Source organism: Candidatus Acetatifactor stercoripullorum, assembly GCF_944382095.1.
Lineage (GTDB): Bacteria > Bacillota > Clostridia > Lachnospirales > Lachnospiraceae > Acetatifactor > Acetatifactor stercoripullorum.
Genome location: NZ_CALWMU010000001.1, coordinates 64,990 through 87,088 on the forward strand (window position 1 = coordinate 64,990; position 22,099 = coordinate 87,088).

Sequence of the window (22,099 nt, forward strand, 5' to 3'; positions counted from 1 at the left end):
AATAAGGGAGAAAAAAATGAAGAAAAAAGGATTATTGTTACTGGGAACGATACTGCTGGCTGGGAGCCTGAGCGCCTGCCAGGGAACGGAGGAAGGCCAGACATCGGCTGTACAGGGAGGAAGCGCTGTAACGACGGAGACAGATGCGCAGGCTTCCGGGGAGGCAGAGGAGGAAGCGGATTATCCGGAGGGGCTGGACTATTTGTATACAGAGAATAATTTCAAGTTTTCTATAAGATTGCCAGACGACTCAAATGCAGCAAAAGGATACGGACATGTCTCAAAGGAAGCGTATGGAAACCAGTTTGATAGAGCGGCCTGCCTGAATGTGTTTGTAACCCAGTATTCCGGGGATGTGGGAGCAGAGGAGGAACAGGAGCTGATTGACATGAGCCAGTACCATTCCTCGGCAGATATTTTCCAGGTGCTGAGCCCTCTTCTGGAGCACCAGTTTTTTTCCGGAGAAGGGCTTTCAGAAGTAATTCCGGAAGCGGAAGTTTTGGAGACTACAACGATAAACGGTTTTGAAATGACTAAATTTACGGGACAAGTGACTGCAGTTATTGATTTGGGTGATTCGAAGTATGAATACACCTATCCACTTGTAGCGTACGGCATAGCAGGAAGCGAGACTCCGGTGCTGGTATGCTGTATAGATCGTACGGACGATCAGAGCCGCTATGCGGACTGGGTGGACAAAATAGATGAGGTGGTGTCTACCTACACGGAAAATTAGGCGAAATGCCTGGCTGCCTGTCTGCATTTTCGCCTGCAGGAGCGCCGAAACCATACAGGAAGCAGGACAGGCAGCCGGCAGGAAAGGGATGGAACAGAGGGACAAGGGAGAAAAAAGGATAAAAGAGAAAAGAAAAAGGATGACTCCGGTCATCTTTTTTCTTGGGGAGAAAAGAGGATACGGCGCAGTTTTAACACTTATAAAATTTTCAGTTGACGAAATACAAAAGAAAAGCTAAAATAAACTAAACACTGCAAAAGGGATGAATAATTATACGGCAACACTATAAGAGATTGTGTGGGGGAATTACAAAGCACAGGACTGATTCCAAGGATAAAAGCGGTCAGGGGAAACCGGAACGGAAATCGGCAGTATATGCCGGGCCTGTACTGCGCCTGTGGGCAACCAACTTTCAGGATATTCGGGACCGCTAGGGTTCTATTGTCAGAGAATATTTCTTCTGCATATCTGTTATCAAGCAAAGCTGTTAAAGAGCCGCGCCATGAGCCGGCTATCTGTTGTAAATTCCAAAGGCATAGAAAAGTCATAGAAATTGAGATGATATGGAGTCTGCAGGAAACTTTCAAAAAGGAAGCAGACTTTATGGATGTGGCAAGCTGTTAAGCGACGAGTCCGATATGGCGATAACCCGGATTGGCGATGTGATCCAGATAAACGTGAATGAAGGGCTGAATGCCTATGAGGTAGAACACCCTAAGAAGGGGAACTTCCGCATGGCAGAGGCCAACACCTACTTGGAGATCAATGCCAGGATTCAGGTGAAGCCGTTATTGATTTCCCAGGATTGGTTTGAGGGGGGGCTGGGAGAGAATATGGAATATCTCTCGTATGATTACCATACGATTGCAGGATATTAAAAAAAGAATAAGGGAGAAAAAAATGAAGAAAAAAATGAAGAAAAAAGGATTATTGTTACTGGGAATGATACTGCTGGCTGGGAGCCTGAGCGCCTGCCAGGGAACGGAGGAAGGCTAGGCCTCGGCTGTACAGGGAGGAAACGCCGTAACGGCGGAGACAGATGTGCAGACTTCCGTGGAGGCAGAGGAGGAAGCGGATTACCCGGAGGGATTGGATTACCTGTACACAGAAAACCACTTTGGATATTCTTTGAGACTGCCGGATGGAGAGAACAGTACAGTGGGCTATGGGCATGTTGCAAAGGAGCAATATGGGAGCCAGTTTGACAGAGTGAGCTGTGAACAGATTTTTGTGACCCAGTATTCCGGGGATGTGGGGGCAGAGGAGGAGCAGGAGCTGATTGACATGAGCCAGTACCATTCCTCGGCAGATATTTTCCAGGTGCTGAGCCCCCTTTTGGAGCACCAGTTTTTTTCCGGACTAGGTTATGCAGAAATAATCCCGGAAGTGGAGACCCTGGAAACCACAACGGTAAATGGCTTTGAGATGACAAAGTTTGAAGGGACAGTAACCTGTTCGAATGAATACGTAGAGGTGACTTATCCTCTTGTAGCGTACGGCATTGCAGGGACAGAGACCCCGGTGCTGGTGTGCTGTGTAGATAAAACGGAAGACCGGAGCCGCCACGCAGACTGGGTGGACAAAATAGACGAGGTGGTGTCCACCTACACGGAAAACTAGGGTGAATTGACTGGCTGCCTGTCTGCCTTTTCGGCCGCAGGAGCGCCGGAACCATACAGAAAGCAGGACAGGCAGCCAGCAGGAAAAGGCTGGAACAGAGGGACAAGGGAGACAAAAGATAGAAAATGAAGAAAAAAGGATTATTGTTACTGGGAATGATGCTGCTGGCTGGGAGCCTGAGCGCCTGCCAGGGAACGGAGGAAGGCCAGGCCTCGGCTGTACAGGGAGGAAATGCTGTAACGGCGGAGGCAGATGTGCAGGCTTCCGGGGAGGCAGAGGAGGAAGCGGATTACCCGGAGGGGCTGGATTATCTGTATACGGAGGAGCATTTTAATTTTTCCCTGAGACTTCCGGATGGAGAAAATAGTTCCAAAGGATTTGGGCACGTTGCAAAGGAGGCCTATGGCACATTTAATAATGCGGCCTGCCTGAATGTGTTTGTGACCCAGTATTCCGGGGATGTGGGAGCAGAGGAGGAGCAGGAATTGATCGACATGAGCCAGTACCATTCCTCGGCAGATATTTTCCAGGTGCTGAGCCCCCTTCTGGAGCACCAGTTTTTTTCAGGCCAGGGTTTTTCAGAAATAATCCCGGAGGTGGAAAGTTTGGAGACTACCACGATAAATGGCTTTGAGATGACAAAGTTTGAAGGAACAATAACCTGTTCGAGCGAATATGTAGAGGTGACTTATCCTCTTGTAGCGTACGGCATAGCAGGAAGCGAGACTCCGGTGCTGGTTTGCTGCATAGACCGTACAAAAGATCAAAGCCGCCACGCAGACTGGGTGGACAAAATAGATGAGGTGGTGTCCACCTACACGGAAAACTAGGCGAACTGCCTGGCTGCCTGTCTGCATTTTCGGCAGCAGGAACACCGGAACCATACAGAAAGCAGGACAGGCAGCCGGCAAGGAAAGGCTGGAACAGAGGGACAAGGGAGACAAAATACAAGGAGAAAAGACATGGAAAATCAAGATAACAATAGCACAATTTTGCTGAACAGTAATGAAAACCCATATTATAACAATGCCATGTATGGTGCAGGTGCGTCATATGGACAAAATGTGCCGGGACAGCAGCCGGGTAATGGATATGCGCAGACAGCCGTAAAAGAGGAGACGGTAACGGTGGGGGAATGGATTGCAGCTGGAATCATAATGCTGATTCCCATCGTAAATCTGGTCATGCTGTTTGTATGGGCCTTTTCAGGAAATGTTAAGAAAAGCAAATCCAATTATTTTAAAGCCCAGCTGATCTTGATACTAATTTATATTGCTTTGGCCATCCTGGGCGTTGTAATGTTTGCAGGCAGCTTCTTAAGCCTGATGTAGAAAGAAAAATACGAAAGAAAAATACTGTTTTAGAACCATAGTTCCTTGTGCGTAAAGGGTCAGGATACTACAATATATGACATTAGGGGATAAGACCGGAGGTTTCCAAATGTCGCATTGCAGTACCTGGACTATGCGAGGCCAAGAAAGCTTTCTTTTTCAAAATGTAAATACCAAGGAGCTGACAGAAAGAAAATACGCAGAGGACTACAGAGCTGCCAAAACAGCTTTTGAGGGAATAGCAGGCATGGATGGAGTCACGGCAGCCGAAAAACCTTTCCAACTGTCCTGTTCCCGGGAGAGATACCGGGAAGCAGAGGTTCGCTTCTAGCGGACTTTTTTCGTTCAGACATTCTTTTTATAGCATGAGTCACAAATAGGTGCTGTACAGGGAAGAATAATGTCGTAAAATGGGTAAAAATGAATTGTACTATAAGGAAGATTACCCATGAATATGGATTATGAAAATGTTTTGCAAAGGCTGAAGGAAGAAAGGGTCAGAAATAATTTGTCCCAAAGGCAGATCAGCTATCAAATGCACATGATGCAAAGTCATTACAGTAAGGCGGAGCTTGGAAAAAAGCGATTCACCTTCTATGAAATGCAGTGCCTGACGAATACGGAAATAGATATACAGTATATGTATACAGGCTTGCGGAGCACCAAAAAATATAGAGAGTTTTTTGAGGGATGTACCTTTGAAGAAATCATCTGCTATATCAGCATCTTTTATTCCATGGCAGCCTGTCTGGGACGGGAGAATTCTGCAGGCAAATGGGGCAAGATATATAAGCGTATTGAATATATGAAATTTATTTTCATGACGGGAAGAGAGAACGACAATATTTTCTTCGCCATCAGACAGCAGCTTGCGTATACACAGCATAAAATGGCAGAGCTTCTGGGTGTTGATATAAAGAAGCTCAGAGAGCTGGAAAATGGAAGAGTTCTTCCCGACAGTGAGATGCTGTGGAAAATATATGATTTGTTTCATGTTCCTCCATCCATTATCCTGCGGGATGGCAAAGGACTGGCGCAGGAATTGTGTCTGCTTTTGGAAATATCTGGTGAAGAGGAAGGGGAAGCCATCTTCGCTTATTTGCAGGCAGGACAAAAGTGTTTAGGGGAAATTTGTGAAAAAGATTTTAATTTTAGAAGATAATCAAAGTACGCTGCAGCATTTGGCCGGCATTGTGCAGAAAGCTGATACAAGGTGCGAGGTGATTGCATTGCATCGTATGAAGGATGCCTATCAATGTGCATTGGAAAGAGAGATTGATTTATTTATCATAGACATTATATTGGATACCAGAAGGCCGGGAGATTCTTCCGGTCTGCGGTTTGTAGACAGTATCCGGAAAATTGATAAATATGCCTTTACGCCAGTGCTGTTTGTCACCTCACTGGAGGACGCCAGATTTTATGCCTATGAAAAGCTGCATTGTTATCATTTTGTGGAAAAGCCCTTTGATGCGGAGAAGGTAAAGCGGATGGTGGAGCACTGCCTGAAATTTCCCGGACATCAGGAGAGCGATAAAACCCTGTACTTTCGAAAGGACGGCATCGTCTTGGCCGTGGATAGAAGCGAAATTGTATATGCGGAATGCGAGAATCATACCATGTATATCCATACAAGCCGCAGTGATGTTTTGGCAATTCCTTATTTGACACTGAAAAGACTGCTGGATGAAGCAGACAGTCCGGATATGATTCAATGCAGCCGCAACACCATGATAAATAAGAAATTTATACATAATGTGGATATTACAAACAGAATGATACAGCTGCGCAATAACTATGGAAGAGTAGAGATTGGTTTGATGTATAAGAAATTATTGCGGGAAATTTTTAAGTAAATGCTGCTGCGCCTTGTTCTAATAACAGAGATATTTTCGGTGATTATCTGCATTCACCGGATCTATGGAGTAAAGGTAAAATTTGATATGAAAACGGTCCTGTTATTTCTGGGACTTCTGATTGTTTTGGAAATAGTCAATACCTGTCAGGTGTCGAGACTGTTTTCACTGCTGGTCTATTTTCTTATTTTTCTCTATTGTGTGTTAAAATTTAAGAAATCCTTGTTTGAAACCATAATCAACAATGTGCTGTATCTTGTGGTGATGACGCTGCTGCAGTTTGCCTGTCTTGTGCCTGCTGCAGTTGTTCTGCCTCAAAATGAGTATGGAAGAGGGCTTTTGGTGAATTGTGCGGTGCTGTTAATCTGTATTTTTGTGCTGCCTAAATTTGAGACTTATCGATTTTCTAAATGGATGATGCAAAGAAGGGAAAAATTGTTATATTTGTCCTTTGGCATGCTTTGCATTGTGGCATTGTTTATTTTGTTTCAAGCGAAAATACTTCATGGATTGATGGGAGCGTCTATTCTGCTTTTATTTCCCATAGTTGTATTAGTTTTTGTACTGATAAAGCAATGGCAAAAATATCAGAAAGTTAACAGGCGAATAGAAGAAAAACAAAGTCTGGAAGAAAATAACCGGGTATATGAAGATTTTCTGATACAGATTAGAATGCGGCAGCATGAGATAAACAATCACATTACGGCGGTGCTTTCCATGCACCATTTAAACAAGACCTATGAGGAGCTGGTCCGGGCGCAGGAAGCCTATTTGGGCCAGATAGCGGAGGAGAACAGATATAACCGTCTCCTTGTACTTGGTGACAGCGTAGTAATTGGCTTTTTGTATGGGAAACTCCATGAGCTTGAGGAGGAAGCGGAGGTCACCTATGAAATAGAGGTGAGCGCTTTTCAAACGGTGATACCTGCGTACTATTTAATACAAATGCTGGGGATTTTACTTGATAATGGAGTGGAAGCTGTGAAAGGTCTGAATAAGCTGCATCATAGAATACATTTGGCAATCAGAGAGAGGGAGACGGAATATGAGTATGAGGTGAGAAATCCCTTCCCTTATGTGCCATTTAATGAGCTGGAGTCGTGGTTTGCCCTGGGTAAAAGTAAAAAGGGTGCAGGAAGAGGGATTGGATTGTATCATTTAAAATATCTCTGTGAGGAATTGAAGTGTGACCTGATCTGCAGAAACAAAAGCATTGGGGAGGAAAATTGGATTTCCTTTTTAATCAGAGTAAAAAAATGAGAAATGCCAAAAGAGGACTGGGGCTGCAGTCCTCTTTTGTTGAGAATAGTATTGTTGTTACGCATCTTCCTTTTCGGGGAAAGGATATTCTCCGAGCAGCACTACGCTGGAAAGATTTGTTTCAATCCACCACACCACAATCTCAATATAGGTCAGAACTGTAGGAATCATTTTGCACGTCCCCCTTTCTTCCGTATTTTCGCGGCAGACAGCTGCAGCGAATGCAATATAATGACCCAGAAACCGGCAGCGGTAAAGCTGCTTTGCGGCATTATATATAAAAACAGTGCGTAAAAAAATATGGTAAGACAAGTAAAGTCCCGAAACCTTTTTGAGGCGGCTGGAAGCGGGTCCGGCCTGTATTTTGAGGTTACGGGGCCGATTCGACAGCATATCAAAAGTGAGCCTGCAAGAAGAAGCAGCTGAAAATACTTGGGCAGAAGAAGCTGCGGCAGTACCACAACGCACAGACCCAGATAAATGGTGGAGCCCAGCAGGCAGGCGGGATAAGTGTAAAAATGCAGTCCCCCGGTGGAACAGCGCAGCAGCATCATAATAAACAGCGCTGTAAAATACAGGGGCAGCTGATTACGGAACAGGATTCCCATAATCAGCATTTTACTCAGCTCTGAGCCAAGGGTTTTTGCTAAAAAAACTATCAATGACATTTGATAGCTGGTGAGATGATATTTTTCCTTTATTTGTCTTTTGATCGATTCCATAAACGACTCCCTTACTAGCATCAGGATATCAAAATGCGGGAAAAAATGAAAATATTTCAGTGAAGCGGGGATTTTTTGTGCTGACCTCCGTTCAAGCAATATAAATGAGGCCTGATAAAACAAAAATGTCAGGTTTGGTTAAAAAAATTTTCGATTCGGTAAAACAGACTGAGGAATAGTGGGAAAAAGAGATAAGATAGAATTGAAAAAGGAACTGTAGGTAAAATGCAATGGGTGCAACTGCTGGTTTATCATTGTTTGCCGAAGGATGTAAAATCTTGGCATATGGAGGAATAATATGTCAGATATGTGCATAGGGGAAAGGATCAGAAAATTGCGTGAAAGCAGACATTACACAAGGGAGGTTCTTGCGGAAAAAGCGGATATTTCTGCAAAATTTTTGTATGAAATAGAAACAGGCAAGAAGGGCTTCTCAGCAGAAACACTGTGTAAGATATCCAGAGCGCTGTGTGTGAGCTGTGATTTTATTATGCGGGGTGAGAAAGGGGAGCAAAGCGAAAATCAGGAGATTATCTATGTATTAGAGACGCTGGAGCCAAGGCAGGTCGAAAAAATACGAGATATATTAAGTGTTTTGACACAAATATGCGACGCGATATAAGGGTGATGCAAAAGGTGCGGTTTCCAACAGAAACCGCGCCTTTTAAAATCCCAGACAACGCCGATAGAATAGGAAATGTCTCTTGCCGCATATAAATTAGGGAGCAAATGTGGCAAAGCGGGATTAAAATGAATCAGAAGCTGGAGGACATACTGAATTTGGCGTTGGAAACGCCTCAGGAGATCAGGGAACAGACAGAAACGCTGAACGTTGGATTTGACGGCGAAAGCAGAACCTGGGAGCTGATAGTCAAATACCATGGCAGTCTGGAGCGGCTTGCCGGACTTGGCGTGAAAGTGGAATATTTGATCGCTGGCTATGCCATACTGACTGTGCCGGAGGGCCTGGTGGATATGGTAGCCGATGTGGAAGAAATAGAATATGTGGAAAAGCCTAAGCGGTATTTTTACGCTGTGTCTGCTCCCGCGGATGGTTCCTGTCTGCCTCGTGCCACGCTTCAGGAGCCCTTTTTAACGGGGCGGGGCGTGCTGATAGCTGTTTTGGATTCCGGCATTGCGTATGAACGCAAAGATTTCCGAAAGGAAAACGGAGATACCCGGATTCGGTTTCTCTGGGATCAGACGCTGATGCCGGGGGAGGCCGGGGCGCCGCCGGAGGGATTTTCCATGGGGGTTGAGTTTGACCAGGAGAGAATTAACCGGGCGCTGCGGGAAACTGGAGAAGGAGAACGGTATGCTCTGGTTCCCAGCAGGGACGTAAACGGACATGGGACGGCGGTGGCAGGAATTGCCGCAGGCAGCGCCATTTTGGAGCAGGCATATAAAGGGGTTTCGCCGGAAGCGGAGCTTTTGGTGGTAAAGCTTGGCGCGCCAAATGAGCTCGGCTTTCCCAGAACAACGGAAATTATGCGAGGCGTCACTTATGCTTTGAGAAAGGCGATTCTTTTGGGCATGCCGCTGGTAATTAATTTAAGCTTTGGAAACAGCTACGGGGCCCATGACGGAAGCTCTTTAATGGAACGTTTTTTAGACAATGCAGCAGAAATCGGACGTACGGTTATCTGTGTGGGAAGTGGAAACGAGGGCAGCTCCAGAGGACACGTTGCGGGAAATGTGGAGCAGGAGACTGCTGTGGAGCTGGCGGTAGGGGCCTACGAAACAGCGCTGAATATACAGCTGTGGAAGCACTACAGCGACCGTTACCGTATCCGCCTGCGCTCTCCCGGAGGCCGGGAGCAGGAGCTGCCGGAGGTCGTGGAGGCCGGAAAATATACCTTGCAGATGGAACAGACCCGGATTCTTGTGTACATGGGAGAGCCAACCCCCTATGCGGTGGCCCAGGAAATTTATCTGGATATGATTCCCCTTGCGGGCCCTTACATTAACAGCGGTATCTGGACCATCCTCATAGAGCCTGTCAAAGTGGTGACGGGACAGTATTATCTGTACTTGCCAAGCAGTGCCATTCGAAATGAAAGCACGGGCTTTTACAGAGCGGCGCCTCAGGTTACGCTGACCATTCCCTCCACGGCGGCCAAGGTGATTACTGTGGGGGCTTATGACAGCACCTATGATACCTATGCGGATTTCTCCGGCAGGGGCTATGTAGACAGGCGGCGTACCATCGGGGTGGTTACGGCCGGTCTTACGAAGCCGGACCTGGCGGCTCCCGGCGTTGGGATTTTAGCCCCGGACATCTATGGCGGCTACACGTCTTTTACGGGAACCTCCTTTGCGGCGCCCATTGTCTCCGGCAGTGCAGCGCTTTTGATGGAATGGGGCATTGTCCGGGGGAACGACGCTTTCCTGTATGGAGAAAAGGTAAAGGCGTATCTGCGAAGCGGAGCAAGGCCTGTAAGAGGAGAGGCGGAGTACCCCAATGACAGGGTTGGTTTTGGCGCTCTCTGCCTGGCGGACAGCCTGCCCTTTTAGGAGAATTGAATAGAAAATTAAAATATTTTTGGTGAAATTGGCAGATTGTTTCCCATTCTCGAAAATGATACTATTATTTAAAACAATCGATTGCGCAGTTTGCGGCGGCGATATGGTTTGGGAATGGAGTGGAATTATGGGCAGTGTAAATTTGGAAAAAGCAATGACGATTCATGATGTGGCCAGGGAGCTGGGTGTTTCTGCCAGCACGGTGTCCAGGGCCATATCCGGCAAGGGAAGGATCGGGAATGCCACCAGAGACCGGGTGCTGCAGTACATAGAAGAGCATGGATTTTACCCCAATGCGGCAGCTCAGAGCCTGGCCCAGTCAAGAACCAACAACATTGCCATTATTCTGCCGGAGGTAAAAACTTTGGCCGATATGCCTTTTTTTCACACCTGTATGTATGGAGTGGAGGAAATGGCGCAAGCTAATGACTATGATATGCTGGTGGTGATTACAAACGGCAGGGAGCTAAGGCCGCTGGAGCGTCTCATCCAGAACCGCAAGGTGGACGGCATGATTTTGACAAGAACCTATGCGGATGATTTTTTCGCCCGCTACCTGAAGAAGAAACAGATTCCCTTTGTGACGGTGGGGCAGGTGGAGGATCAGGACATTATCCAGGTGGACAATGATAATATCGGAGCCTGCAGGGAGCTGGTAAGCGTGCTTTTCTCCAAGGGAATCAAACAGATTGCCTATCTGGGCTGCAGCATGGAGCAGACGGTGAATAGATGCCGGTACGAGGGGTACCTGGCCGGTTATGCAAAGGCAGGAAAGGCGGTGCAGAGTGAATTTATTTATACTGCCCTGAACAATGAGGCCATGGTGGAAATGGCTGTGGACGAGCTTTTGAAAAATCAGGTGGATTGTATGCTCTGTCAGGATGATTATATCTGTGACGAGGTGATACGGTGTCTTGAAAAGGAGGGAGTAGACGTCCCAAGGCAGGTAAAGGTGGCATCCTGCCATTACAGCCGTCTGCTGGATCATTATCCGGTGACGGTCACATCCTTAAAGTTTGATATCATGGATTTAGGAAGGCGGGCCTGCCGGATACTTTTGGACAGCATAAACGGCAGAGAGGTTCCCATCAGAACGCTTTTGGATTATGAAGTGATTTTAAAGGAATCCACAAAATGACAGTATCAGCAAGAACTTTAGTAAAAGTGCACAAAAAAAGAGCGCAATATCAGTAAATATGATAAATTGACAATGGCAGCAAATCTTGTTAAACTATGGACATAGTCAAGCGGTTGCGCAATATTTGCGCATTTGCTTGTGCAAAATAAAAGGAGGAAACCAAAATGAAAAAGTTAGTAGCATTACTAATGACAATGTCTATGGCAGTTTCATTGGCAGCATGCGGCAATTCTGACACTCAGGAAAATACCGGAAACGTTGCCGAAACCAGCCAGGCACAGGAAAGCTCTTCCGCAGAGGCTTCCACATCCGTAGAAGCGCCTGCAGAGAAGCAGGATGTAAGCCTTACCATGTGGGGCGCAGAGGAGGATCAGGCAATGCTCCAGAGCATGATTGATTCCTTCAAGGAGCATTATGCAGACTATGCAAACTTTGATATCCAGCTGGGCGTGGAGTCCGAGTCCACCGCAAAGGATACCATTCTTACCGACGTTGAAGCTGCGGCAGATGTATACGCATTTGCTTCCGACCAGCTTATCGACCTTGTGAAGGCCGGCGCACTGCTTTCCATTGACTCTATGGATGAGGCGCTGCAGGCTTATGCAGGCAAGAGCGTTGCAGACGTTGAAAGTGCAAACGCAACCGGTTCTGTGGAAGCGGCTACATACGAGGATACCTTGTATGCTTTCCCTATGAGCGCGGACAATGGATACTTCCTGTACTATGATTCCAGCGTTCTTACCGAGGAGGATGTTGCAAGCTGGGACAGCCTTCTGGCAGCGGCAGATGCTGCGGGCAAAAAGGTGGCTATGACCCTGGCCAGCGGCTGGTACAATGCTTCCTTCTTCTATGGAGCAGGCTTTACCACCGGTCTGAACGATGACGGCAGTACTTCTATAGATTGGAACGGCACCGCAGACGTATCCGGTGTTGAGGTGGTTCAGGCTATGCTGGATATCACTGGAAACAGTGCATTTTTGGCAGCTGCAGACGGAGATATTTCCAACCAGATTGCATCCGGCACCCTTTGCGCAGCAGTGTCCGGTACCTGGGACGCAACAGCGGCACAGGAAGCCTTTGGCGACGGCTATGCGGCAACCAAGCTGCCTACTTTCACAGTAGGAGAACAGCAGATTCAGCAGGGCTCTGTGGCAGGCTTCAAACTTGTGGGTGTAAACGCATACTCTCAGAATGCAGGCTGGGCAGCACTTTTGGCAGATTGGATCACCAATGAGGAAAATCAGGCCATCCGTTTTGAGCAGAGAGAAATCGGACCTTCCAACAATAATGTTGCAGCTTCCGATGCAGTTATGAGCAACGTTGCTATTGCGGCTTTGTCCGAGCAGTCTGCTTATGGTGTGGTACAGGTTGTAGGAGGCAACTACTGGGATCCTACGGCAACCTTCGGCGAGATGATCGCACAGGGAAGCCTCAACAGGGATGATGCGGCAGCAATTCAGGAAGCACTGGACACTTTGGTAGAAGGTGTTTCGGCGCCGACCCAATAAATATCAGTTAGTCAGCTGTTTCAGTGTATTTTTAACTGAAACGGAAGCACAGGGCGTCCTGAAGCTATGAAGGAAATGACGTAGTGGAGGGACGCCCTTTTAAATGAAAAGGATATAGCAAAGGAAAGGAGTGGGCGGAAAATGAGTCAGGTCAAAAAGGGTTTGCAAGCTTTCTTTGGCGCTGTGGGCAGTTTTTTCAAGGAATTCGGGCAGGCAGCAGCTAAAGGAGACCTTTTTGTGAAGCTGTCTTTGATCTGGATGGGCGCAGGCTACATTCGGAGAAAGCAGTTTGTGAAGGGTATATTGATGACGATCTTTGAGGTGGCAGTGATCTGGTATACCCTTGGATTTGCTATGGAGTATGTTCCCAAGTTCAGCACACTGGGAACGGTACAGCAGGAGTCTGTTTTTAACATTGCCACCATGCAGACAGAATTTAATGATTACGATCATTCATTCATGATTTTGCTGTTTTCGCTGATAAGCTTTGTGGTTTGGGCAATTTTTGCCGTGGTGTATTTATATAACATTGTAGCTGTCTACAGGCTGCAGAAGCGTGCGGAGGCAGGCCTGCATATCAATACCTTCAAAGAAGACATGAAGGAATACATCAACAAAAAATTTTATGTAACGCTTTTGGCGCTGCCTGTGACTGGCATCGTAGTATTTACAGTAATTCCGCTTCTTGTGCTGATTCTGGTAGCCTTTACCAATTATGACCAGCAGCATATGCCGCCCTCCTCCCTGTTTACCTGGGTGGGGTTTGAAAACTTTAAGAGTCTTTTCAGCAGCGGCGGTTTGACCATAACCTTTGGATATGCCTTTGGAAAGATATTAGTCTGGACCCTGGTGTGGGCAGTTTTTGCAACCATTACCACCTACATTGGCGGCATCCTTCTTTCCATGTTGATTAATAGTAAAAAGACAAAGCTGCCCAAGCTGTGGCGTACTCTCTTTGTGATCACCATAGCAGTTCCCCAGTTTGTGTCTTTGCTTTTGGTGAGAAACTTTTTTGCAAATAATGGTATCTTCAATACCTTCTGCGCCAGCATAGGGCTGACAGACTGGCTTCGGGATATCGGACTGATCAGCACCAGCTATATACCCTTCCTTTCCGCCAACGGCTGGGCGCATGTTATGATCATTTTGATCAATATCTGGATCGGCGTTCCCTACCAGATGCTGATTGCAACCGGCGTGCTGATGAATATTCCCACGGAGCAGTTAGAGAGCGCAAGAATCGACGGTGCAACGCCCAGACAGACCTTTATCCATATTACCATGCCCTATGTGCTCTTTGTGACGGGCCCCACACTGGTGACGGATTTTGTAAAGAATATTAATAACTTTAATGTAATTTACCTTTTGACCGATGGTGTGTTTGTTACCACGGATCAGCTGATGGCCAACTCCCAGGCAAAGGAGACGGATCTTTTGATTACCTGGCTGTTTAACCTCACACAGAATTATTACAATTTCAAGATGGCCTCCACCATTGGCATTGTGGTGTTTGTGATCTGCGCGGTATTCACCCTCATTGCCTTCAGCAGGTTCCTGAAGGGAGATAGAGAGGAGGCGTTCCGTTGATGAAAAAAACGATTAATCTTATACTGAGACATGTGCTTCTGGCTTTTTTAGCCTTTATCTGGCTGATACCCATCGTATGGCTTTTGGTGACCTCCTTCAGCGCCTACACTGGAATGAACACGAGCACCTTTTTCCCCGAAGAGTGGAGTGCGGTCAATTATAAAAATCTGCTTTTTTCTGCAGACAGTGTGGCACAGTTTCCAAATTGGTTTAAGAACACCTTCATCATCGCATGCTTTACCTGCGTGATTTCCACTATTTTTGTGCTGATGGTGGCCTATGCCACATCCTGTATGCGGTTTAAAATGCGCAAGCCCTTGATGAATGTGGGCGTGATTCTGAATCTGTTTCCCGGCGTGCTGTCCATGATCGCAGTGTACTTTATTCTCCGTACACTGGATCTGACTAACACCCATCTGGGACTGATTCTTGTTTATTCCGCAGGCTCCGGACTTGGATATTTGATTGCCAAGGGCTTTTTTGACACCATACCTACTTCTCTTCGGGAAGCCGCCTATCTGGACGGCGCCAGCGAGGCCACTATTTTCTGGAAGGTAGTGATTCCCATGAGCCGTCCCATCATTGTCTATACGGTAATCAGCTCCTTCCTGGTTCCCTGGATGGATTTCGTATATGCAAAGATGATGCTTAATTCCGGTATCTCTTCTCAGTGGACGGTAGCTATCGGTCTGTACAATATGCTGGACAAGAGCCTGATCAACACCTACTTTACGCAATTCTGCGCGGGCGGCGTTTTGGTATCTATCCCCATTTCTGCTTTGTTTGTGATCATGCAGAAATTCTATGTTGAGGGTGTTACCGGCGGTTCCGTAAAGGGATAATCTCAGATTGGAAATGGTTGAAGCTATGAATCAATTTATCAAAGGAATGGATGTTTCCACCCTGCCCGAGCTCCTCGGGCTGGGTGCGAAATATTATGACCAGGGGAAGGAGGAAGCGCCTCTTTCCATATTAAAAAAATATGGCGCGGATTCTCTGCGCGTCAGACTTTGGAACGATCCCTACAGTCCCCAGGGAAAACCTTATGGTGCGGGCACCAATGACTTCGACAAGCTGGTATGGATTGCTCAGGAAGGCAAAAAGCTTGGCTTTACGTATCTTCTGGATTTTCATTACAGTGATTTTTGGACGGATCCGGGCAAGCAGATTGTGCCAAAGGCTTGGCAGGGGATGGATGCGGATGGGCTGGAGAAGGCTGTTTATTCCTATACCAGGGAGACCTTGGAAAAGCTTGGAGAGAAAGGTCTTCTTCCAGATATGGTGCAGGTGGGGAATGAGGTGACCAACGGTCTTTTGTGGCCCTTGGGAAAAGAAGGAAACTATGACAACATTGCCCGATTTATCAGTGCCGGAATCCGTGCTGTGAGAGAGGTGGACGCTTCCATTCCGGTGATGATTCATTTGGACTGCGGCGGAAACAATGAAAAATGCCGGAAATGGTTTGACGAATACACAAAGCGGGGCGCTGACTTTGAGGTCATCGGTCTTTCCTATTATCCCTTCTGGCATGGCACGATAGAGGATTTGTCAAATAATATGAATGACCTGGCTGCAAGATTCGGCAAGGAGATTGTCGTTGCAGAGGTTTCCATGGGACATACCATGGAGGACTATAAGGAATACGAAAAGCTGTCTGACAGTGAACGCAAGGGCATGGCTACCAAGCCCCATCTGGCAGAAGCGGTGGCTTATCCTATGACGCCCCAGGGACAGGCAGATTTTATGAACGATGTAATGAAAAAGATTGCTGAGGTTCCCGGTGGATTGGGAAGAGGCTTCTATTACTGGGAGCCTGCGTGGATACCGGTGCCCGGATGCGGCTGGGCCAATGAGGAATCCCTGGCCTATATGAATGATCCCGGACCGGGAGGGAACGAGTGGGCAAATCAGGCGTTGTTTGACTATGATGGCAATGTGCTGCCTGCGCTGTCCGTAATCCGGGATTTTAAAGGGGAAGCAAGCGAAAAAGGAAATCAATAAAAAGGAGAAAAAAATGGACAAATTTATTGTAAATATTATTCATCGTCCTGAAATGGTGCCTGAATATGCGGAAAAAGTGACAGGACATGGAAAGGAAGAGGATATCGGACGTAAGGCTCTGCTTACGGAATCTCTTGATATCTTCAAATTTCAGCAGGCGACGGCACATAAATATGGCTTAAAGACAACCATTCAGATGACATACGCTTCGCTTTTTAATGACGAGGCGGTAGAACTGGCGAAGCAGGACCATGAAGCCTATGGGGATGAGATTGCGCTGTCTCTTTTGGGGCTTCCCTGTAAGGAATTCCGGGAGAAGTACAAGACCAAGGACTTCTGTATCTGGATGTTTTCCATGGAGGACAAAAAGTCCATCGTGGATGATGTATTTGAAAAATTTTATGAGAAATTTGGCTTTTATCCTGAGTCCACGGGCTCTTATTATATGGATGCGGAGCTGACCAACTATATTAAGGAAAAATATCCCAGCGTAAAGTGTGAGGTTGCCACCTGCTGGGAGGAGGGCCCCAAGGCTTATCACACCTGCAACAACTCCTGGTATACCTTTATGGACGGCGGCCCCTGGGCTCCCTGGATTCCTTCTAAGCAGAACACCCATGCGCCTGCGGCAAACGAAGCGGAGGACAGCGGTGTGGTTGCAATCCCGCATCTTTCCAGAGACCTGCTTGCCTGCTATGACGGCAACGGCTCTAATTTTGGTACACATCCGCAAAACGTGCTGCGCGGTATGATTTATGATACCAAAACCTGGGAATATCCTTATCTGTACAATCTGATTGACCAGTACAGAGATTTGGAGAAATATAACAATGGCTATGCCTACAATATGATGTTTGTGGGACCTGGCTGGCTGAATAAAATGGGACGCTGGGAGCAGCCCTATGAGCTTTTGAAGAAGAGCTATGAGGACGGCATGGCATATTATGGGAAGCTGAAGGAGGAGGGCAAGCTCACCGATATGACCATGGCTGAGTTTGCTGATTATTACCGCCAGAAGAAGACCTATACGGAGCCTGAGTGTGCGCTGTGGAGAGACATTCTGTATGGCTCAGACAAGCAGCTTTTCTGGTACTGTGATCCCTTCATGAGAGTCTGTGTCAATATGGACCAGGGCGGCGCTATCGTTGACCTTCGTCCCTATGCCGCAAAGCTGGAGTGGCCGGTAGGCATCGGCACCAAGCATGTGACGGACGCTTCTTATCCGTTCCTGATTCAGGAAAAATACCGCGCGGGCTATTTCACACATTATGCAGGCGAGGGTACTGTAAGAAGCGCAAAGCTTAAATATAACGGTGAGGAAGTGGATTTGTGTCTGTGCCGCACCAAGGCTCATTTTTCCAAGGAGGGCAACACCAGGATCCTGACGCTGGACCCTGTGGAGATTGAATTCCAGGATCTTACTTTGAAGCTGCAGACGGTGATCTCTTTTGAGGAGGGAAGCTCTGAAATCAAAATGGAGAGAAGGATTCTTGAAATGAGCAATCCTGACGCAGAGGTTGAACTCAATGAATATATGGTTGCCTGCTACGGAACCACCGAATACTCTGAGGATATGCTGGGGATTACACTGACCTGCAAAAAGGGCGGTGAAGAGGAGACCCTTCCCTACGAGTACAAGTGCCGTGAGCTGGAAATGCCGGGCGCAGAGCAGGTGATTGCAACGGTGCCTCAGATTGAAACAAAGGTTTCCATGCGCTCCGATGCAGAGAACGCAGCAGGCTATGTGAAGGAGGGCTATGCTTTCTCGCCCATGTTCACTTTGGGCTACACTGCAAAGGTAAAAGATAAGGAGGTAATTGGCACATGGCTCAAGCTGGAAAAGGCAAATTAAATTACAGGTGTCCTTCCTGTTTTATGAGAGATTTGGATATGGATATGTTCTACGATAAGGATAAGGACGAATATTATTGTATCCGCTGTCAGTACAGAGGGAATGAGGCGGATGTGCTGGAGAAAAATGAAATGGCAAGATTCCGGTACAAAGCCATGGCAGAACGCTTTACCAAGTTTGATTTTGACTAGGAGCTGTTTAAAAAGAAAAGGGTCTGTTCCCCGCGTAGGGAGCAGGCCCTTTTGTTCAGTGCGCCCGCAGGCGCATCTGCTTTTACAAGTAATTGTTCTGGGATTTCTTTAAAATAAACCTTACATTATAGCCCTTTTCGTCACACACTGCGCGCACAATGCTTTCCGCCTCATCTCGAACATTATCGTTGATACAGATGATGCAGGAGTCTTTTTTCCGTCCGAAGAAAGAGGATTTGGGCCAGCGGATATAGTAGGAGATGCGGTTCTTTAAAAGCAGACGTTCAATTTGCTGCTTGCATTCCAGATCAGATACTTCGCACAATTCAATCTCATTGTTTACCTTCATGGTAGTATATAATGGCTGCATATAATCACCTCTCTCTAAAATACATAAGAATTATACCATAACTTGTCATTAGGATGCAATGAAATACTTGCGCCCTTTATCAGGGAGTCTTATAATATTTAAAAGACAGAGTCAGAAAAGGAGCGGAAAAAATGGATTGGATGGAAAAGCTTGGAGATACAATTTCGGCAAAGGGGAGAGAGGCAGCGGATAAGGCAAAGGAAATGGCGCAGATTGCCAGTCTGAAAAGCCAGATTTCCACCTGTGAAGAGGTTATAAAGAAAAACTATATGGAAATCGGAAGGCTGTATTATGAAAAATATGGGGCTGATGATACACCTGTGGCGGAGGAAGGGCAGGAGGCGCCCTTTGAGAAACAATGCAGGGCGATCAGAAACGCCAGAAACGGAGTAAATGAGCTCCAGGAAAAGATCAGAGAGCTGAAGGGGCTGTAGGGTGTCAGAGCATAGGAATCAAACCGGCAAAAAAGGCTGGCGTACCATATTGGGTACGTCAGCCTTTTGTTGATGCCTATTGGCCGCCTTCGCCCTCTGCCGCCTGCTGTTGCTGCTGGGCGGCGATGGCTGCAGCGTTTCTCTGGTCAATTTCCCAGCGCTGCTGGTTGATCACTGTCTCATAGTCAGGGTTTGCAAAAAAGGTTGCATCGTGCTGACAGTGAGTGGTGGTGGAATTGGTTGTGGTCTGGGTTCCGTCAGGATTCGTGGTGATGGTGGAAGAACCGCTGACCAGGGAAGGATCCTCCTGCAAAGGAAGCTCCATCACTCCCGTATACTTAAACGGACAGTCAGGACTTGCGGGCACCTGGTCATAGTCACAGATGTCGCCCTGATAATGGATGTCGCAGCTTTCCGTAGGGACGGTTCCCTCTGCAAAGTACTCTGTCACAACACAGCCCTGAGAGTCGCACAGCCCGGGTATGGGCAGCTTGCCGGACTTGGAGCAGACCTGAGCCTGTACGATGCCGCTTGGGATACTGAACTGCTCGTTGGGCAGATTTTCATGCACCCGTTCCATCACGGCGCGCCAAAGGGTTCTGGCCACAGCAGACTCGTTATTGGAGCTGCTGGTGCTCATGCCGATATTATTGTCGTAGCCGGCCCAGGTGGTACAGGTATAATAGGGCGTAAAGCCAGTGAACCAAACATCGTGATAGTCGGTGGAGGTACCGGTTTTCCCGGCGATAGCTACGCCGCCGAAATTACATCTGGTGCCTGTACCTGTGGTAACCACATCCACCATGGCGTCCGTCAGAAGGAAAGCGGTGGTTTCCTTGATTACCTGGCGGGTGGTGGGATTGGTGTTGTCCAGAATCACATTGCCGTCGGAATCTGTGACTCTGGTATAGAGCTTAGGCTCCACATAGAGGCCGTTGTTTGCAATAGCGGCGTAAGCGGCGTTCAGCTCATAGGGAGTGACGCCATAGGTTAAGCCGCCCAAGGCCAATGTCTGGTTTACGTCCGAAAAGACCTCACCGTTGATTTCCACACCGTCTGTGAGGGTGGTAAACCCGAAATTTAACAGATAATCGTATCCCAGCTGAGGGGTGATTACCGTCTGGGTTTTAACGGCAATTATGTTCAAGGACTGTTCAATGGCCTTTCGGATAGAGTTGATGCCGCGATAGCCGGAATACCAGTTGCTCACGGGCCTTCCGTCCGCATAGTTAAAGGGTGCGTCCAGATAGGGGGTGGCCAGGGTCTGTCCGGCGCTGTCTAAGGCCGGAGCAAAGGCGGCCAGAACCTTAAAGGTGGAACCGGGGGAACGCACCGCGTTGGTAGCCCGGTTTAAGGTACGGCGGCCCTCCTTGGCGCCCCGTCCGCCTACAATAGCTACCACATAGCCTGTACTTTGATCCTCGATGGCCATGGCAGCCTGGGGCTGGGGGGTCATGGAGATGCTTTCCTCGTAATTGTCCTCGCTGTCCTCCACACCAAGATCCGCCAGCATGGCGCTGCGGTAGGTGGCAATGGCCTCGTTGGCCTCATCCTGAGAGGAGAAAATCAGATTAAATTTGGAATCCTGATTTTCCTTAAACCAGGACATCATATTTTCCTTGCTGAAATTATGCTTTTCCCCGTCCGGGGTGGTAATGGTCAGGGCGTAGGTCAAATACCACTTTACATTTTCCGGGTAGTTGTCGGGATTTGCGAACTCCTCGTCGGCAATGGCCTGAATGGCGGGATCCATGGTGGATTCAATGCGCAGCCCCCCGGAGGTGAGCATGCTTTCCGCCAAAGTTTCGGAATAACCAGCTTTTACCAAATCCTCCTTTACCTGCTCGTATACCGCGTCGGAGAAATAAGAGCCGGAGGTGGTGCTGCTTTCCCGGTAATCTGTGTCATAAAGGCCGATGCGCTCATAGACTGCTTCCGTATCTGCCACAGCCTCGTCGTATTCCGCCTGGGTGATAAAGCCAAGCTCCAGCATTTTGTCCAGACACCGCTGCCGTCTTTGGGCGTTGTTTTCCGGGTGGCGGATGGGATTATATCGGGAAGGATTCTGGGTGATGCTGGCGATCACGGCGCATTCCGACAGGGTCAGATCGCTGCAGGATTTCCCGAAATACCGCAAGGAGGCCGCTTCCACGCCAAGGGTGTTCTGGCCCAGATTGATGGCGTTCATATAGCGGAGCAAAACCTCGTCCTTGGAAAGCTGCTTTGTAATCTCAAGAGCCAGATACTGCTCCTGGATTTTACGCTTTACCTTTTTAATGACATTGTCGCCCTCAGAGGTCCAGTCGGTGAAAATTGTGTTTTTCAAGAGCTGCTGGGTGATGGTGCTGGCGCCCTGGGCTTCCTGCCCTCCGGTTTTGACAAACTGATAGGCGGCCCGCAGGATACCCTTTACGTCGATACCATTGTGCTGGTAGAAGCGTTCATCCTCGATGGCCACAAAGGCCTGTCCCAGATGCTCCGGCACCTCATCCATGTCTACCTCGATTCGGTTGGAATTGGTGCTTACGTACTGGTCGATTTCATTTCCCTCGCAGTCGTAAACGATAGTTGCCTCACCGGAAGCGATGACGCCGCTTAAGCGGACGGTGGGCGTGTCTGCCAGTATGCCCCGAAAGGCGCCGATTCCCGCAGAAACGCCAAAGATGCCCACAGCAGCGATTGCTATTAAAACTACCTTAAAACAGGTAAGTATGATTTTTCTCCCCCACTTTGCGGATTTGGAATTCAGAGCCTTCTGCTTGGCCCTGATGCCTTTTTTTCCATAATTCATAGAGATAATCACCTTTCTGCCTGTGGTAACAGACGACATCATTATAACAAAAAATAATATGTAAAGAAAGGCTTTCTTTGCCATATTAAGAATTGTTTCACATTTTTGGCAGTTTATGCTATCCTTGAAAGGGATTAGAATGCCGGGGAAACCCTGGCGGCGGAAAGGCGCGGAAAAAG

Annotated in this window: 23 protein-coding genes; 20 read left to right on the forward strand and 3 right to left on the reverse strand. The window is 47.7% G+C overall.

Going from position 1 to position 22,099, the window contains the following annotated elements:
* The first annotated feature begins 16 nt into the window (after positions 1-16).
* The 10 genes from SHK35_RS00325 (at position 17) to SHK35_RS00370 (ending at position 6,803) form a co-directional block, all read left to right on the forward strand.
* Positions 17-736 (forward strand): hypothetical protein, encoded by a 720-nt coding sequence (locus SHK35_RS00325; protein ID WP_318707997.1) that lies wholly within the window; start codon positions 17-19, stop codon positions 734-736.
* 88 nt (positions 737-824) lie between these two features.
* Complete coding sequence (locus SHK35_RS00330) at positions 825-974, forward strand: hypothetical protein (protein ID WP_318707998.1); 150 nt, start codon at positions 825-827, stop codon at positions 972-974.
* Positions 975-1,299: 325 nt separating this feature from the next.
* Positions 1,300-1,614, forward strand: coding sequence for a hypothetical protein (locus tag SHK35_RS00335; RefSeq protein WP_318708000.1), 315 nt, complete (start codon positions 1,300-1,302; stop codon positions 1,612-1,614).
* A gap of 163 nt (positions 1,615-1,777) precedes the next feature.
* Entirely contained in the window at positions 1,778-2,356 is a 579-nt protein-coding gene (locus tag SHK35_RS00340) for a hypothetical protein (RefSeq protein WP_318708002.1), read from the forward strand.
* Between the two features lie 125 nt (positions 2,357-2,481).
* Positions 2,482-3,186, forward strand: a complete 705-nt coding sequence (locus SHK35_RS00345) for a hypothetical protein (RefSeq protein ID WP_318708004.1) — start codon at positions 2,482-2,484, stop codon at positions 3,184-3,186.
* Positions 3,187-3,318: 132 nt separating this feature from the next.
* Positions 3,319-3,687, forward strand: coding sequence for a hypothetical protein (locus SHK35_RS00350; RefSeq protein ID WP_318705202.1), 369 nt, complete (start codon positions 3,319-3,321; stop codon positions 3,685-3,687).
* 109 nt (positions 3,688-3,796) lie between these two features.
* Positions 3,797-4,018 (forward strand): hypothetical protein, encoded by a 222-nt coding sequence (locus SHK35_RS00355; protein ID WP_318708005.1) that lies wholly within the window; start codon positions 3,797-3,799, stop codon positions 4,016-4,018.
* Positions 4,019-4,135: 117 nt separating this feature from the next.
* Positions 4,136-4,849 carry a helix-turn-helix transcriptional regulator gene (locus SHK35_RS00360; RefSeq protein WP_318705204.1) on the forward strand — a complete coding sequence of 238 codons (714 nt, stop codon included), beginning with the start codon at positions 4,136-4,138 and terminating at the stop codon, positions 4,847-4,849.
* Positions 4,821-5,543: a LytR/AlgR family response regulator transcription factor gene (locus tag SHK35_RS00365; protein ID WP_318705205.1), complete on the forward strand. Its 723-nt coding sequence runs from the start codon at positions 4,821-4,823 to the stop codon at positions 5,541-5,543. Before SHK35_RS00360 ends, SHK35_RS00365 begins: the two co-directional genes overlap by 29 nt.
* On the forward strand, positions 5,544-6,803 hold the full coding sequence (locus SHK35_RS00370; RefSeq protein ID WP_318708006.1) for a sensor histidine kinase: 1,260 nt from the start codon (positions 5,544-5,546) through the stop codon (positions 6,801-6,803).
* Positions 6,804-6,970: 167 nt separating this feature from the next.
* Here the strand turns inward: SHK35_RS00370 and SHK35_RS00375 are convergent, their stop codons facing one another.
* Positions 6,971-7,525 (reverse strand): accessory gene regulator B family protein, encoded by a 555-nt coding sequence (locus SHK35_RS00375; protein WP_318708007.1) that lies wholly within the window; start codon positions 7,523-7,525, stop codon positions 6,971-6,973.
* A 298-nt stretch (positions 7,526-7,823) separates the two neighbouring features.
* Between SHK35_RS00375 and SHK35_RS00380 the strand changes: the two genes are divergently transcribed.
* From SHK35_RS00380 to SHK35_RS00420, 9 genes are all read left to right on the forward strand, one after another.
* On the forward strand, positions 7,824-8,147 hold the full coding sequence (locus tag SHK35_RS00380) for a helix-turn-helix domain-containing protein (RefSeq protein WP_318705210.1): 324 nt from the start codon (positions 7,824-7,826) through the stop codon (positions 8,145-8,147).
* 128 nt (positions 8,148-8,275) lie between these two features.
* Positions 8,276-10,039, forward strand: coding sequence for a S8 family peptidase (locus SHK35_RS00385; RefSeq protein ID WP_318708009.1), 1,764 nt, complete (start codon positions 8,276-8,278; stop codon positions 10,037-10,039).
* Positions 10,040-10,175: 136 nt separating this feature from the next.
* The gene (locus SHK35_RS00390) at positions 10,176-11,186 is read left to right on the forward strand and encodes a LacI family DNA-binding transcriptional regulator (protein WP_318708011.1); all 1,011 of its coding nucleotides are present in this window, start codon (positions 10,176-10,178) and stop codon (positions 11,184-11,186) included.
* A 164-nt stretch (positions 11,187-11,350) separates the two neighbouring features.
* Positions 11,351-12,694: an extracellular solute-binding protein gene (locus SHK35_RS00395; RefSeq protein ID WP_318708013.1), complete on the forward strand. Its 1,344-nt coding sequence runs from the start codon at positions 11,351-11,353 to the stop codon at positions 12,692-12,694.
* A 141-nt stretch (positions 12,695-12,835) separates the two neighbouring features.
* Entirely contained in the window at positions 12,836-14,281 is a 1,446-nt protein-coding gene (locus SHK35_RS00400; RefSeq protein WP_318708014.1) for a carbohydrate ABC transporter permease, read from the forward strand.
* Positions 14,281-15,123 (forward strand): sugar ABC transporter permease, encoded by an 843-nt coding sequence (locus tag SHK35_RS00405; protein WP_318708016.1) that lies wholly within the window; start codon positions 14,281-14,283, stop codon positions 15,121-15,123. Before SHK35_RS00400 ends, SHK35_RS00405 begins: the two co-directional genes overlap by 1 nt.
* 13 nt (positions 15,124-15,136) lie before the next feature.
* Entirely contained in the window at positions 15,137-16,282 is a 1,146-nt protein-coding gene (locus SHK35_RS00410; RefSeq protein WP_330628777.1) for a glycosyl hydrolase 53 family protein, read from the forward strand.
* Between the two features lie 13 nt (positions 16,283-16,295).
* Positions 16,296-18,134, forward strand: a complete 1,839-nt coding sequence (locus SHK35_RS00415) for a hypothetical protein (RefSeq protein WP_318705219.1) — start codon at positions 16,296-16,298, stop codon at positions 18,132-18,134.
* Positions 18,107-18,325 (forward strand): hypothetical protein, encoded by a 219-nt coding sequence (locus SHK35_RS00420; protein ID WP_318705220.1) that lies wholly within the window; start codon positions 18,107-18,109, stop codon positions 18,323-18,325. The genes SHK35_RS00415 and SHK35_RS00420 overlap by 28 nt, the downstream gene beginning before the upstream one ends.
* Before the next feature lie 82 nt (positions 18,326-18,407).
* Here SHK35_RS00420 and SHK35_RS00425 read toward each other — a convergent pair whose 3' ends face one another.
* On the reverse strand, positions 18,408-18,695 hold the full coding sequence (locus SHK35_RS00425) for a hypothetical protein (protein WP_318708017.1): 288 nt from the start codon (positions 18,693-18,695) through the stop codon (positions 18,408-18,410).
* Positions 18,696-18,826: 131 nt separating this feature from the next.
* Between SHK35_RS00425 and SHK35_RS00430 the strand changes: the two genes are divergently transcribed.
* Positions 18,827-19,129: a hypothetical protein gene (locus SHK35_RS00430; RefSeq protein WP_318705259.1), complete on the forward strand. Its 303-nt coding sequence runs from the start codon at positions 18,827-18,829 to the stop codon at positions 19,127-19,129.
* A 76-nt stretch (positions 19,130-19,205) separates the two neighbouring features.
* On the opposite strand, the gene SHK35_RS00435 is transcribed toward SHK35_RS00430, so the two are convergent.
* Positions 19,206-21,920, reverse strand: coding sequence for a transglycosylase domain-containing protein (locus SHK35_RS00435; RefSeq protein WP_318708018.1), 2,715 nt, complete (start codon positions 21,918-21,920; stop codon positions 19,206-19,208).
* Positions 21,921-22,099: the final 179 nt, after the last annotated feature.